Source organism: Acidimicrobiales bacterium (assembly GCA_022452035.1).
In the GTDB taxonomy this organism is placed as follows: Bacteria; Actinomycetota; Acidimicrobiia; order Acidimicrobiales; family MedAcidi-G1; genus UBA9410.
In genome coordinates this window covers 18,108-31,695 of record JAKURV010000016.1, presented here as the reverse complement: position 1 = coordinate 31,695, position 13,588 = coordinate 18,108, and the positions used below count along the sequence as shown (strand labels likewise).

Here is a 13,588-nt window from a genome sequence, read left to right as displayed (position 1 = left end):
CGTCATCGTGGACGGCCGGCCGGTAGCTCTTGTGCGCCTTGCCGCCCGGGTACACGCCATTGACGACACGTGCAGCCACGCCGAGGTGTCCCTAGCCGAGGGTGAGGTAGACGCCGAGGAGTGTGCGCTCGAGTGCTGGAAGCACGGCAGCCTGTTCGACCTGGAGACAGGGGAGGCCCTGACGCTGCCCGCCCTCAAGCCGGTAGCCGTCCATTCGGCCGTGATCGACGGTGATGACGTCCTGGTCGAGTTGGCCCCGGAGCTCAGGCAGTGAGCAAGCGGGTGTTGCGGATCGAGGGGCTGTCGGCCCGGGTGGGCGAAACCGAGATCCTCCACGGGATTGACCTGGAGATCCGCCCGGGTGAGGTCCACGCCGTGATGGGACCCAACGGTTCGGGCAAGTCGACCCTGTCCCACGTCCTGATGGGCCGGCCGGGATACGAGGTGACCGAAGGGTCGGTGACCCTGGACGGGGTCGACCTACTGGGTCTACCCACATGGGAACGGGCCCGGGCTGGGCTGTTTCTAGCCCTCCAGCACCCAACTGAAGTGCCTGGGGTGAGCTTGGAGTCGGTGGTGACCGAGTCGGCGCGGGCCGCTGGCCGCAGCACCGAGGGAGTCAACGAAGTTCTGGTCGCCGAGGCGACCCGCATCGGCTTTGACGATCGATTCCTGGCCCGGCCGGTCAACGTGGATCTCTCTGGCGGTGAGAAAAAGCGAAACGAGGCCCTGATGATGGGGGCGCTCAGACCGAAGTACGCCGTGCTGGACGAGATCGACTCGGGTCTCGACGTGGACGCTCTGACCACTGTGTCCCGGCGGATCCAGGAGGCCACCGACGAGGATGGTCTGGGAGTACTGGCCATCACCCACTTCAGCCGGCTGCTGGAGGTGCTGGAGCCCGACCGGGTTCACGTCCTGGCTCGGGGCCGGATCCACGCCAGTGGCGGACCCGAGCTGGCCGAGCGACTAGAAGCTGAGGGCTACGTCGGAGTGCTGGGCGAGACCGGGACGCTGGTTGACCTGCCGGTCGGCATCACCCACCAGGCGGGGTTCGGCGACGACCCTTTCGCTGATCCGCTGGCCTGACTGAACCGACCGAGGCTCTAACCGTGACCGACCGGACTCTCCTCACCAACGACGAGCGGGCCGACCTGGCGACCCGGCTGCCTGGCTGGCAGGTGGACGGCGACCATCTCCGATGCTCCTGGGCGTTTACCGACTTCGCCGAGGCCTTCGCCTTCATGGCCCAGGTGGCCGATATTGCCGAGGCGCTCCAACATCATCCCGACTGGTGCAACTCGTGGAACCGTGTAGAGATCGCCGTGACCACCCACAGCAGCGGCGGCCTGACACGCCTTGACCTGGCCTTCGCCGAGGCGGTCGACGCGCTTCTCTGAGGTCGAGATCCTAGGGCCGGGCTTCGGCGGAGACCTCTCCGTCAATCCGCCAGAGCCGATCGGCGGTTAGCCCACCTGACGACGAGCAGAGTGCGGCCAATAAGAGATGGTCAGCGGTCTACGGTCAGGCGTCGATTTGCTCCAGTGCCTGGTCCAGGGTGTTCCACCCCAAAGTGGCGCACTTGATACGTACCGGGAACTTCACTACGCCCCGGAGGGCCTCCAGGTCGCCTAGGTCGGACGGGCCCGGACCCTGGTCGGATGGGCCGGCCTCGCCATCCAGGCCGTGCTCGTGGATTGACATCATCTCCTTGAAGGAGCGCAGCACTTCGCGGGCCTCGCCAGGGGTCAGGCCGACCACCGCCGTGGTCATCATCGAGGCCGAGGATTGGCTGATAGAACAGCCCTGCCCGCCGATCCGGATGTCGGAGATCACTCCGTCGGTGACCATCAGGTAGACCTGGATCTCGTCGCCGCACAGCGGGTTGTACCCCTCGGCCACTTTGGCCGGTGGGGTCTCCAATTCCCCCCGGTTCCGGGGATTGCGGTAGTGGTCGAGGATGATCTCGCGGTAGAGGTCTTCAAGTCCGGCCACGGTCTGGTCCTCCTAGAAAGCGAAGAAGTCGCCGGCGTCTACCAGCGCGTCGGCCAGCGCGTCCACGTCGGCTTCGTCGTTGTAAAGGTAGAGAGAGGCCCGGGCCGTGGCGTTCACGCCCAGGACGGCCATGAGGGGCTTGGCACAGTGGTGGCCAGCCCTCACGCAAACGCCGTGCTGGTCGAGAACCTGACTGAGGTCGTGGGGATGGATGTCCCGGTAGGCCAGCGACAGTGTGCCTCCCCGACCCTCGGCTGTATCGGGGCCGTGGATGACCAAGTCCTCGCCGAGGCGCTCGGAGAGAGTGCGCAATGCGTAGGCCGTGAGGTCCCGCTCGTGATCACGGATGGCCTCCATCCCGATGGCCTCCAGGTATTCCACAGCGGCATGCAGGCCGATGATCTCGGCGATGGGCTGGGTTCCGGCTTCGAAGCGGGCCGGCACCTCGGCCGGAGTGAAGCCATCGAAGGTGACGTTACGGATCATTGAGCCGCCGCCCAGGAAGGGTGGCATTGCGTCCAGCAGGTCGCTACGCCCCCACAGCACGCCGACCCCGGTGGGGCCGCACATTTTGTGACCGGTGAAGACCACGAAGTCGCAGTCCCAGGCGGCGACGTCGGTGGGCTGGTGGGGAACCCACTGGCTGGCGTCGACCAGGCATAGGGCGCCAACGCCGTGGGCGGCGTCGGCGATCCGGCGGATCGGGGGCAGAGTACCCAGCACGTTGGAGGCGGCCGAAACTGCGACCAGGCGGACACCGTCCAGCAGGCGGTCCAGGTCCGAGAGGTCGAGGTTCCCGTCATCGCCCACCGGGATCCACCGCACCTCGATGCCCCGCTCAGCAGCCAGCTGTTGCCACGGCACAATGTTGGCGTGGTGTTCCATCGCGGTGAGCAGCACGACGTCACCCGAGCCCAGGTTGGTCCGGCCCCACGAGTGGGCCACCAGGTTGATGGCTTCGGTGGCGTTCTTGGCGAAGACGATCTCAGTGGTCTCCGGGGCACCCACGAAACGAGCCAGGGCGGCTCGAGAGTCTTCAACGGCCGTCGTGGCCTGTTCGGCAATGTGGTAGGCGCCGCGATGGATGTTGGCGTTGATCTCCTCGTAGTACCGGTTCAGGGCATTCAGCACCTGACGGGGCTTCTGGGAGGTGGCCGCCGAGTCCAGATAGACGATGGGGCACCCGTGCACCTCACGTCCTAACAGCGGGAAATCGGCCTTGATGGCGGCAACGTCGAGGGTGGTGGTGGTCATCGATCCACTCCGACCTACCGGAAGGCCTCGTAGCCCTCACGCTCGAGCCGCTCGGCGATCTCCGAATCCCCCCGCTCCACGATCTGGCCGTCAATCAGGATATGGACCACGTCGGGGCGCAGGAGGTCGAGCAGGCGTTGGTAGTGGGTGATGGCCAGCACACCCATCCCGGTCCGGTCGTTCCGGACCTCATTGACGCCGTCAGCCACCACGCGCAGAGCGTCAATGTCTAGGCCAGAGTCGGTCTCGTCAAGAATGGCCATCTCGGGTTCCAGGATGGCCATCTGGAGGATCTCGTTGCGCTTCTTCTCGCCGCCGGAGAAGCCCTCGTTGACGTACCGGTCGGCGAACGACGGGTCCATGCCGAGGCGATCCATCCAGTCCATGATCGACAACCGCAGTTCCAGAACCGAGAGGTCCAGGCCCTTCCGAGCCGACAGGGCCTGGCGCAGGAAGTTGATGACCGAGACTCCGGCGATCTCCAGCGGATATTGGAAGGCCAGGAAGATGCCGGCCTTGCCCCGCACGTCGGGTGACCAGTCGGTGATTTCGTCACCCCGGAACCGGACTGACCCGGAGGTGACCTCGTATTCAGGGCTGCCCAGCAGCACGGAGGCCAGGGTGGATTTGCCGGAACCGTTAGGACCCATGAGAGCGTGGATCTCACCGGGGTGGACCACTAGGTCGACGCCGCGGAGGATCTCGACACCGTCGGTGGTCGAGGCGTGGAGGTCGGTGACCTCGAATATTGGCTCAGAGCCGCGGGTGTCGGACACGCTTCAAGTCTATGGACCGGGCGGGATTACCACTATGGCGATAGGGGAAATCCGGGCCCGGTTCACCAGCCTCGGGTCACCCACTCGTCCAGGCAGGGTCGCTCGCTGCCGATCGTGGTGTCCAGACCGTGGCCAGGCAGGACGATGGTGTCCAGCGGGAGCGAGGCGAAAAGACGGCGGTCGATGGACTCGATGATGGCGTCGAAGCTCCCGCCCTCAAACGAGGTGGCGCCCGGACCTCCGGGGAACAGTGTGTCGCCAGAGAACAGGATGGGCGACCCCTCCAACCGGAAGCAGATGGACCCCGGGGTATGTCCCGGCGTGCAGATGGTATGGAGCCGGAGGCGACCCACCTGCAGGACCATCTCGTCCTCCAGGACGTCGTCGTAGCTGGGGAGCATGGCCGCGTCGTCGGCAGTGACCGCCACCCGGTAGCCGGCTTCCCGGACGGCCGGAACAGCCTGGATGTGGTCGAAGTGGCCGTGGGTCTCCAACACGGACCGGACGTCGAGGGCCCGGCACAGTTCGAGCAGCTTGTCGTGCTCGTTGGCCGCGTCGATCAGCACCGATTCGCCGGTCTGGCGACACCGGAGGATGAAGACGTTGTTGTCGAAGTCACCCACCACGATTCGGTGGATCTCGGCCTGTTCGTCACACCAGTGGAGCGACACCCCGGGGACGGCCGGCCGCGGGTGGTCGACGTGATGACAGGGACCGGCGTGGGGGGAGGTCGGACGGGTCGGGGAGGGGGTATCGCTCACGGTGACATCTTGGCGCCTGGATACGTCGAGGGGCCACCTCTGGGCTTAGGTCCGGACGGTTGGTGGGCTACCGCCCGATGTCGCCGCCATGGATGACGGCTGGTAGAACCGTGCCGTCGACGGCGTCGTTCCGCCGTCAATTCAGCCGGGTCCCAAGCGGGGAGAACGCAGATGAACTTCGCCTTCAGCGAGGAACAGGACCAGTTGCGTGAGTTCGTGCGCCAGTTCCTGGACAACTACTCCGCGGAGGCCACCGTCCGTGAACTCATGGAGACCGAGGACGGCTACGACGCCGAAACCTGGTCGATGATGGCCGAGCAGTTGGGTCTGCAGAGCCTGATTATCCCCGAGGAGCACGGTGGACAGGGCTACGGCTACGTGGAACTCATCGTGGTCATGGAGGAGATGGGCCGTGCACTGCTGTGCGCTCCGTTCTTCTCCACCGTGGTGTTGGCCGCCAACACGCTCATCCACTCAGGCGACGACGACGCCCGGGCCGACCTGCTGCCTGGCATCGCCTCGGGGTCCACCATCGCAACACTGGCCTTCACCGAGGAGAGCGGGAAGTGGGACGAGGCCGGCATCGCCATGGAGGCCACTGCCGACGGAGACGGCTGGACCCTTACCGGCACCAAGATGTACGTGCTGGACGGCCACATCGCCGATCTGGTGCTGGTGGCTGCCCGCACCCCGGGTGGCGTGTCGCTATTCCGGGTGGACGGGGACGCTGATGGCCTCACCCGCACCGCCTTGGCCACCATGGACATGACCCGCAAGCAGGCTCGCCTCGAGTTCGACGGCGTGTCAGCCGCCCTGGTCGGCACCGAGGGCGGTGGATGGGCCGTCCTGGAGCGGGTACTGGACCTCGCCGCGGTGGCCCTAGCCGCCGAGCAGGTCGGCGGTGCCCAGGTCTGTCTGGACACCGCGGTGCAGTACGCCAAGGACCGGGTGCAGTTCGGCCGCCCCATCGGCAGTTTCCAGGCCATCAAGCACAAGTGCGCCGACATGCTGCTCGAGGTGGAGTCGGCCAAGTCGGCCGCCTACTACGCGGGATGGTGTGCCGCTGAGCTAAACGACGAGCTGCCGTCAGTGGCCTCTCTGGCCAAGGCGTATTGCTCCGAGGCCTACTTCCACACCACGGCTGAAAACATTCAGATCCATGGAGGTATCGGCTTCACGTGGGAGCACCCTGCCCACCTCTACTTCAAACGGGCCAAGAGTTCCGAGTTGCTGTTCGGTGACCCGACGTATCATCGCGAGTTGCTGGCCCAGCGCATCGGTATCTGAGCCGGGACCCCACAGGGGTCCTTCCCCAGTCACCGGACCCTCTTACTGTCGTCCGGACGCTGCCGACGGAGGACCACTGCCCGCTGGCATGATCAGGCCGTGATCTGGCTTTTCCTCACGTTCGGCACCGTCCTGGTGGCTGCCATCGCCCTGGTCGCCGTGGGCTCGGCCGTCCGGCGCCTCGAGGAGTCGGCCATGCCGGTGGTGCTGGAGGTCGATGACGCCGTGGACTGGATCGCCGAACGCTTGCCAGCCGAGGCGGCCAGCCAGCTCAGCCGCGACGACGTCATCAACATTGTCGGTTGGTATCTGGAGGTCTTCGACGCTGCAGGCCTGGTCACCGATCACGGCCAGGAACTGGGCGACGGGGCTCTGGACGACGACCCGTCGGATGTGGTGGCCCCGCTGGACAACGCCCTGGAGCACGTGGTGGCACGGGCCGGAGGGGGAGACGACCCCCTGGATGCCGTCTCGGCTGCCATGGCAGCCGAGCTGTTGGGCACCTACCTGACGGCCATGGGAGCTATCGGTGACCCGGCTGACCCGTCGGCCACGCAGGGCTAGCGTCGCCCCATGATCGACCGACAGGCCCCGGTCTTTGTGGCCGGACACCGTGGCCTGGTCGGCTCGGCGGTGGTCCGCCGGCTGGAAGTCGATGGGTTTACCGACGTGAGAACCGTCGGCCGCGAGGCACTGGATCTGCGCCACCAGGCAGCGGTGGACGCTTGGTTCGATGAGGAGCGACCCAGATACGTGTTCCTGGTGGCCGGGACGGTTGGGGGCATCCACGCCAACAGCACCCGTCCAGCCGAGTTCCTCTACGACAATCTGATGATCCACGGCACGGTGGTGCAGGCCGCCCACCGGATCGGGGTGGAGAAGTTGCTCTATCTCGGGAGTTCCTGCATCTACCCCCGCTTGGCTAACCAGCCGATTGCCGAGGAAGCGCTGCTGGGGGGGCCGCTGGAGCCCACCAACGAGGGCTACGCCCTGGCCAAGATCGCTGGCATCAAGCTGTGCGAGACCTACCGCCGCCAGTATGGCGACGACTTCATCTCGGCTATGCCCACCAACCTGTACGGACCGGGCGACAACTTCGACCTGGAGGGCGGACATGTCCTGCCCGCCCTGATGCGGCGGTTCCATGAGGCCCGGGAGGCCGGCCTGGCCGAGGTCGGGGTGTGGGGCACGGGCGACGCCCGACGGGAGTTCCTCCACGTGGACGACCTAGCTGACGCCTGCCTGTTTCTCATGGACCACTACTCGGAGGCTGGCCACGTGAACGTGGGGACCGGGGTGGATCTCACCATCCGAGATTTGGCTGAGGCGGTTCGCGACCTGGTGCACCCGGGGGCCGACCTGGCCTTCGACGTATCGAGGCCGGACGGCATGCCCCGCAAGGTGCTGGACGTCTCCCGCTTGACCGATTTGGGATGGACGGCGTCTACCGAGCTGGCTGAGGGTTTGGCCTCTACCTACGAGTGGTTCACGACCGCCCTAGCGGACGGCACCGTTCGAACCTGAACCCCGGCCCGGCTAGTCCTGCTTGGACTTCCCGGCCGCCTTCTGGGCCTTCTTCCAGGCCCGCACGGTGGCTAGGGCCTCGGGGCTGTCGATGTCTGCGACCGACCGGGGCACGTCGTCGGCAAACGGGCCGGCAGCCGCCTCCCAACCCTCGGGGGCTACACCCATGCGCTTAGCCAGGACGGCCACGAAGATCATTGTCTTTTCGGCGCCGTAGCCGGGCAGGGCCCGCAGCCGGCGCGACAGGTCGGCCCCGTCGGACGCTCCCAGCCAAATGTCGGCTGCGTCACCGCCGTGGTGATCCACCAGGTGGCGGCACAGGTCCTGGATACGGCCAGCCATAGACCTGGGGAAGCGGTGGATGGCCGGCTTAGTCCGGCAGGCCTCCAAGAAGGCCTCGGGGTCCATGTCGGCGACGGTGCCAGCGTCCAGGCCACCAAGCCGGTTGACCAGGGTGGCCGGCCCCCGGAAGGCCCATTCCATGGGTACCTGCTGGTCGAGCAGCATGCCGACCAGCAGGGCTAGCGGGTCGGTGTTCAGCAGACGGTCGGCGGCAGGGTCGCCGGTGACGGCTAGGGAACCGGTCTGGGAGGGCATGGTCCGAACCTAGCGGTGGGGGATCAACAATCCGTGGTTGATCGGCGACGGTGCATCCGGGGGCGGAGATGTTGTCGTGATGTCCCAGGTTGTCGACCTAGGTGTCTAGATGGGTGAGGTGTTGCCCACGTTGAGCTCCCTGGCCCGTTCCATGGACTGGCCAGGACGTGACGGTCCGCCTTTGACCCGATTCCGGTTCCACCGGTCGGGCCGGTGATGGCCGTAGGGTCGCCGACCATGTCCCCTAATGGTGTAGGTCGCCTCTTTGATCCCCCCGACGGTGTGGCGACCCCGACCAGAGACCCGATGGTCGTTTTCACAGACGGTGCCTGCTCGGGGAACCCGGGGCCCGGCGGGTGGGCCTGGGTGGTGCCTGACGGCCCATTCGCTGCCGGCTGCGACGCCCGGACCACCAACCAGAGGATGGAGTTAACGGCCACCATGGAAGCGGTCCGGGCTTTTGACGGTCCACTGCTGGTGGTCAGCGATTCCACCTACGTCGTGCACTGCTTCCGGGACGCCTGGTGGGAGAAGTGGCTCCGGACGGGATGGCTCAACGCCAAAAGGGAACCGGTGGCTAACCGCGACCTCTGGGAGCCGCTCATCGAGGCGGTCCGGTCGCGTGGCGACGTGGGCTTTCGCTGGGTGAAGGGTCACTCGGGTGACCGGTGGAACGACGAGGCGGACCGGTTGGCTGTGCAGGCTGCCGAACGCCAGGAGCCCCGTTCCGGCTGACGGCTGGGTTTCGGCCAACTCAGTAGGTCAACCACTCCACTAAAGCGACCTAGTACGGAGCCGTACTTTCCGGTGTCGGGGTTTTCGACGAGGCCCTGCCACGGAGCGTAGGGTCGGCCTTACCGAGGAGAGGAGGTGGTCCAGATCAGCAGCAGTAGATGTGGGACTTCGGAGGTGGGCGGCCGCTGAGCGGCGCTGGACCACCCGGCGAAACCACGCCGATCCACCCCCGGGACCTGACCGCCGGCACTGGTCCCTGCCGGCATGAACGGTCGCCCCGGGAATTCCAGACGATCAAGATGACGGGGGCGTGCCTTGGCGGGCGCGCCCCCGTCTCGTTTCCTCTTCAGCAGTGGGTAGTGCCTGAAGGGGGACGGGCTAGCGTCGGCGGCCATGGATCGACCGTCGGCCTTCGCCCACCACCGCTTCGTCGGGGATAAACGTACCCAGCAGGTCTACGACCTGGACCAGGTGAATGACGAGGAGGCCCTGGCCATCGTGCTCGACGAGTTGATGGCCAGCGAGCGGTTCCTGTGCTTCGGGCCCGACACCCTGGCCGAGGCCCGTAATCGCGGATATCGACTCCGGTCGTTTTGACATCGGCGAACTGCCAGATTGGTCCTCAGAACCGAGAGTCCGTGAGCTCCGACCTGCGAGGGGACCTCGTCGCCGCCCTGGCCGGGTTCTACGCCGGACATCCTGACGCCGAGCGGTACCCCATGCTGTCCGAGGTGGGGAGTCTGCTAACTGCTGCCTTAGACGCCGTCGAAGTAGTTGTAAACGAACCGGTGGTCCTGCCGGTGGCTCGGCTTCTGGCCGATGTCGACCCGGAGAGTGACGTTCCGGGCGTAGGACCGGTGCTACGGACGTTCGCAGCAGCGGCGCCGACCCTTCACTGGGTCCAGACCGCTGAATACGTGGCGACGTTGTCGCAACACTTCCTGGACAACTACGGCTATGTGCGGGTGATCGGTCCCGGTGGGCTGGTCGAGTCCAGCGTGGTCACCGCGGGGCTGGGCGTGTGGGGAGCCGGCCTGCACTACCCGCGACACGAGCACCCGGCCGAGGAGACGTACCACCTATTGCACGGATCCGCCATGTTCCAGCGCGACGACGGTCCGTGGGAGCCGAAGGTGGTCGGGGAGTCGGTGCACCATGACCCGTGGGAGCACCATGCCCAGAGGTTCGGCGACGCTACGTGCGTTCTCTCGTGGGCTTGGACCGGTGACGTTGTTGTAAACGCCCGTCTGGTACCTGAGGGGTCCTGACCTAGATCAGGAGTCGGTGCGTTGGCGGATCAGGTTCAGGGCACTGCCCGCCTTGAACCACTCGATCTGGTTGGCGGAGTAGGTGTGGTTGGTGGTGATGCTGGTTGTGGTGCCGTCCGGCGAGGTGATGACGACCTCAACCGGCGTGTTGGGGGCAAGGCTGTCCAGGCCGACCACCGAGACGCGGTCCTCGGGACCGATCCGGTCATAGTCGTCCCGGTCAGCGAAGGTCAGCGGCAGGATCCCCTGCTTCTTTAGGTTGGTCTCGTGGATCCGGGCGAACGACCGGGCGATGACCGCTTTTGCCCCACGGAACCGGGGCTCCATGGCAGCATGTTCCCGCGACGAACCCTCGCCCATGTTCTCGTCGCCGATAGCCACCCAGCCGATGCCGGCCTCGTGGTAGCGGCGGGCGATCTCCGGATAGGGGCGGGTCCCACCGTCAGTGGCGTCCCAGCCAGTGCCCACCTCGCCGGTAAAGGCGTTCACGACCCCCATGTAGACGTTGCCCGAGATGTTCTCCAGGTGGCCTCGGTACCGCAGCCACGGTCCGGCCATCGAGATGTGGTCGGTGGTGCACTTGTCTCGGGCCTTGACCAGAACCATCAGGTCGGTCAGGTCGGCGCCGTCCCAGGCTGGGAACGGAGTGAGCAACTGCAATCGGTCGCTGGTCGGCGAGATGGAAACCTCGACTGACGAGCCGTCTTGCGGCGGTGCCTGGAAGGTCTCTTCGCCGGGCTCGAACCCGGCAGCTGGGAGCTCCTCACCGGCGCCGACAGCTAGGCGGACCTCCTCACCGGCCTCGTTGGTGAGGGTGTCGGAAGCCGGGTCGAAGTCGAGGCGACCGGCGATGGTCAGGGCGATGACCGTCTCCGGTGATGTCACAAAGGCATGCGTGGTGGCGTAGCCATCGTTGCGCTTCGGGAAGTTCCGGTTGTAACTGGTGACGATGGAATTGGGGACGCCGTCCTCCATGTCCTGGCGGTCCCACTGCCCGATGCATGGGCCGCAGGCGTTGGCCAGCACCCGGGCGCCGAGGGCCTCGAAGTCGGCCAGCAGCCCGTCGCGTTCGATGGTGGCCCGGACCTGTTCGGACCCGGGGGTGACCAACAGGGGCGCCTTAGCGGTCAACCCCTTAGCTACGGCGTCCCGGGCGATGCTGGCTGCCCGGGTGATGTCCTCGTAGGACGAGTTGGTGCACGAGCCGATCAGTCCGGCGCTGACGACCATCGGCCAGCCCTCTCGTTCGGCTTCGGCACCCAGTTCGGCCACCGGGCGGGCTAGGTCGGGGGTGTGGGGTCCGTTGATATGGGGCGACAGGGTCGACAGGTCGATCTCGATGACCTGGTCGAAGAAGGCCCCCGGGTTGGCTTCGATCTCGTCGTCGGCCCGTAGGTGATGGGCCACGGTGTCGGCCGCGTCGGCCACCGCCTCGCGGCCGGTGCTCTTTAGATAGCGGGACATGGCGTCGTCGTAGGCGAATAAAGAGGTGGTGGCACCGATCTCGGCGCCCATATTGCAGATGGTGCCCTTGCCGGTGGCCGACAGGCTGCGGGCGCCGGGACCGAAGTACTCCACGATGGCACCCGTACCGCCCGTAACGGTGAGGATGTCGGCTACCTTCAAGATGACGTCCTTGGGGGCCGCCCAGCCGTCCAGGTGGCCGGTCAGGTGGACGCCGATGAGCTTCGGCCAACGCACGTTCCACGGGAATCCGGTCATCACGTCGACGGCGTCGGCGCCACCCACCCCGACGGCCACCATGCCTAGTCCGCCGGCGTTCGGGGTGTGGCTGTCGGTGCCGATCATCATTCCACCGGGGAAGGCGTACTGCTCCAGTACCACCTGGTGGATGATCCCGGAGCCGGGCTTCCAGAACCCAGCGCCGTAGCGCGCAGACACCGAGGACAAGAAGTTGTAGACCTCGCGGTTACCGTCCACGGCGGCCGCAAGGTCCCTCTTGCCGTCGTCGCGGGCCTGGATGAGGTGGTCGCAGTGGGTGGTTGTCGGGGCCTGGACCTCATCGAGGCCGGCGGTCATGAACTGCAACCATGCCATCTGGGCCGTGGCGTCCTGCATGGCTACCCGGTCGGGCCGTAGGTCCACGTACGACACGCCCCGCTCCAGGGCGGCGTCCTCCGGGTCGTCCAGGTGGTTGACCAGAATCTTCTCGGCCAGGGTCAGCGGGCCTCCCATGCGACGACGGCCGACCTCCAGACGCTCGTCAAGAGTGGCGTACACGCCCTGGATTAGTTCAATAGGGGTGGAGGCGGCGACGGCCATCTTTGATCTCGCTGGTCTTGTTTGGTAGGCGGGATAGTGGGATCCGGGGGACGCAAGGCCGACGTTGGCCGCGATTCCGTCAATATTTCGGAAACTACTGGACTCACTCGGCCCGGGCTTTGGGCGAGAGGTTAAAGAAATATAGAAGTTCGAGCTGGAATGCAGAATTGTGGACTTTTGAGCTCAGAGTTCCGGCCATCGGGGGCGTTTCCTGCCGATTCCTCGGTTTCGGTCACCGAGCACCCAGGCGCGGCGCCAGGCCCCGATGGCCGGTCCGGTGAGCCCAGGTGAGGTACCGGCGTGGGCCCGGCGGCGCGCCTGCCACCAGTCTGAAGAGGCCTCGTCGCCGAGGGCGGCCACTGCGGCTTGGAGCCGGACCGCGAAGGCGCGGGCATTCTCTTCGTCGTTGGCTCGCACCGGGTCGCCGAAAGTGACCGTGGTCCGCGACGGTCGGGGCAGGGTTCGGCCCTTACGTAAAATCCGCCCCGTGCCCTGGAGGTGGATCGGAACTACCGGGACCTTGCAACGGATGGCAAGGAAGGCAGCACCGCCACGGAACTCCTGTCCCCACCCGTCTGGGCTGCGTCCGCCCTCTGGGTAGAGCAGCACGCTCCACCCGTCGTCGATCAGATCGCGGGCCATGTCGGCGGACCGGCGGCCCACCCTGGTCCGCTCGATCGGCACGGCACCGATGGCTAACGCCGAGACGGCGCCGCTGAGCCGGTTTCCAAAAAAGTAGTCAGCTGCCGCACCGACCACTACACGGTGGCGCCATGGTTCGGGGATCGAGGTGAGCAGCAGGGGCGTGTCGGCATGGCTGTGGTGGTTGGCCACGAAGACCACGGGCCCGTCTAGGTCGTCGAGCCGGTCCAGGCCCCGGCGGTTGGGCGAGGCGATGGCTGACATGGTGGGTCGCATCACCCCCTCGACGAGAGCGGCCCTAGCCAGGCGGGCCGGGTACCGGCGGGCCCAGGCGGTGTCGTAGTCGGCACCCAGTTGCCGGGTGGAGGGTACTGGGGCGACACCAGTGGGAACTGGCGCTGCCTGCCACGGGAAGCCGAAGCGCCCGACCATGGCCCGGGCCTTGGCCACCCGGAGGCTCACTTGT

At 66.5% G+C, this 13,588-nt stretch carries 16 protein-coding genes; 9 read left to right on the top strand and 7 right to left on the bottom strand.

Annotated elements, in window-relative coordinates:
* Nucleotides 1–7: 7 nt before the first annotated feature.
* The 3 genes from MK181_07105 to MK181_07095 are packed head-to-tail and all read left to right on the top strand — an operon-like array spanning nucleotide 8 to nucleotide 1,400.
* Nucleotides 8–274, top strand: coding sequence for a Rieske 2Fe-2S domain-containing protein (locus MK181_07105; protein ID MCH2419567.1), 267 nt, complete (start codon nucleotides 8–10; stop codon nucleotides 272–274).
* Nucleotides 271–1,089 carry a Fe-S cluster assembly ATPase SufC gene (gene sufC, locus MK181_07100; protein MCH2419566.1) on the top strand — a complete coding sequence of 273 codons (819 nt, stop codon included), beginning with the start codon at nucleotides 271–273 and terminating at the stop codon, nucleotides 1,087–1,089. Before MK181_07105 ends, sufC (MK181_07100) begins: the two co-directional genes overlap by 4 nt.
* 23 nt (nucleotides 1,090–1,112) lie before the next feature.
* A complete protein-coding gene (locus MK181_07095) occupies nucleotides 1,113–1,400 on the top strand; it encodes a 4a-hydroxytetrahydrobiopterin dehydratase (GenBank protein ID MCH2419565.1) in 288 nt (95 codons plus the stop codon).
* A gap of 124 nt (nucleotides 1,401–1,524) precedes the next feature.
* Here MK181_07095 and MK181_07090 read toward each other — a convergent pair whose 3' ends face one another.
* From MK181_07090 to MK181_07075, 4 genes are all read right to left on the bottom strand, one after another.
* Nucleotides 1,525–1,995, bottom strand: coding sequence for an SUF system NifU family Fe-S cluster assembly protein (locus tag MK181_07090; protein MCH2419564.1), 471 nt, complete (start codon nucleotides 1,993–1,995; stop codon nucleotides 1,525–1,527).
* Between the two features lie 12 nt (nucleotides 1,996–2,007).
* Nucleotides 2,008–3,249, bottom strand: a complete 1,242-nt coding sequence (locus MK181_07085) for a SufS family cysteine desulfurase (GenBank protein MCH2419563.1) — start codon at nucleotides 3,247–3,249, stop codon at nucleotides 2,008–2,010.
* Nucleotides 3,250–3,263: 14 nt separating this feature from the next.
* Nucleotides 3,264–3,998, bottom strand: coding sequence for a Fe-S cluster assembly ATPase SufC (gene sufC, locus MK181_07080; GenBank protein ID MCH2419562.1), 735 nt, complete (start codon nucleotides 3,996–3,998; stop codon nucleotides 3,264–3,266).
* Nucleotides 3,999–4,087: 89 nt separating this feature from the next.
* Nucleotides 4,088–4,786 carry an MBL fold metallo-hydrolase gene (locus MK181_07075; GenBank protein MCH2419561.1) on the bottom strand — a complete coding sequence of 233 codons (699 nt, stop codon included), beginning with the start codon at nucleotides 4,784–4,786 and terminating at the stop codon, nucleotides 4,088–4,090.
* Nucleotides 4,787–4,957: 171 nt separating this feature from the next.
* On the opposite strand from MK181_07075, the gene MK181_07070 reads away from it, so the two are divergent.
* From MK181_07070 to MK181_07060, 3 genes are all read left to right on the top strand, one after another.
* Entirely contained in the window at nucleotides 4,958–6,073 is a 1,116-nt protein-coding gene (locus MK181_07070; protein ID MCH2419560.1) for an acyl-CoA/acyl-ACP dehydrogenase, read from the top strand.
* Between the two features lie 99 nt (nucleotides 6,074–6,172).
* Nucleotides 6,173–6,637 (top strand): hypothetical protein, encoded by a 465-nt coding sequence (locus tag MK181_07065; GenBank protein MCH2419559.1) that lies wholly within the window; start codon nucleotides 6,173–6,175, stop codon nucleotides 6,635–6,637.
* Nucleotides 6,638–6,649: 12 nt separating this feature from the next.
* Nucleotides 6,650–7,597 carry a GDP-L-fucose synthase gene (locus MK181_07060; GenBank protein MCH2419558.1) on the top strand — a complete coding sequence of 316 codons (948 nt, stop codon included), beginning with the start codon at nucleotides 6,650–6,652 and terminating at the stop codon, nucleotides 7,595–7,597.
* A 12-nt stretch (nucleotides 7,598–7,609) separates the two neighbouring features.
* On the opposite strand, the gene MK181_07055 is transcribed toward MK181_07060, so the two are convergent.
* Nucleotides 7,610–8,194 carry a Fe-S cluster assembly protein HesB gene (locus tag MK181_07055; protein MCH2419557.1) on the bottom strand — a complete coding sequence of 195 codons (585 nt, stop codon included), beginning with the start codon at nucleotides 8,192–8,194 and terminating at the stop codon, nucleotides 7,610–7,612.
* Nucleotides 8,195–8,500: 306 nt separating this feature from the next.
* Here MK181_07055 and MK181_07050 point away from each other — a divergent pair, with 306 nt between their 5' ends.
* The 3 genes from MK181_07050 to MK181_07040 all read left to right on the top strand — a co-directional run bounded on the left by MK181_07050 (nucleotide 8,501) and on the right by MK181_07040 (nucleotide 10,197).
* Nucleotides 8,501–8,929, top strand: coding sequence for a ribonuclease HI (locus tag MK181_07050; protein MCH2419556.1), 429 nt, complete (start codon nucleotides 8,501–8,503; stop codon nucleotides 8,927–8,929).
* Between the two features lie 393 nt (nucleotides 8,930–9,322).
* Nucleotides 9,323–9,526: a hypothetical protein gene (locus tag MK181_07045; protein MCH2419555.1), complete on the top strand. Its 204-nt coding sequence runs from the start codon at nucleotides 9,323–9,325 to the stop codon at nucleotides 9,524–9,526.
* A 41-nt stretch (nucleotides 9,527–9,567) separates the two neighbouring features.
* On the top strand, nucleotides 9,568–10,197 hold the full coding sequence (locus MK181_07040) for a dimethylsulfonioproprionate lyase family protein (GenBank protein MCH2419554.1): 630 nt from the start codon (nucleotides 9,568–9,570) through the stop codon (nucleotides 10,195–10,197).
* Nucleotides 10,198–10,203: 6 nt separating this feature from the next.
* Here the strand turns inward: MK181_07040 and MK181_07035 are convergent, their stop codons facing one another.
* Complete coding sequence (locus MK181_07035; GenBank protein ID MCH2419553.1) at nucleotides 10,204–12,480, bottom strand: aconitate hydratase; 2,277 nt, start codon at nucleotides 12,478–12,480, stop codon at nucleotides 10,204–10,206.
* A gap of 183 nt (nucleotides 12,481–12,663) precedes the next feature.
* On the bottom strand, nucleotides 12,664–13,584 hold the full coding sequence (locus MK181_07030; GenBank protein MCH2419552.1) for a 1-acyl-sn-glycerol-3-phosphate acyltransferase: 921 nt from the start codon (nucleotides 13,582–13,584) through the stop codon (nucleotides 12,664–12,666).
* Nucleotides 13,585–13,588 lie beyond the last annotated feature (4 nt).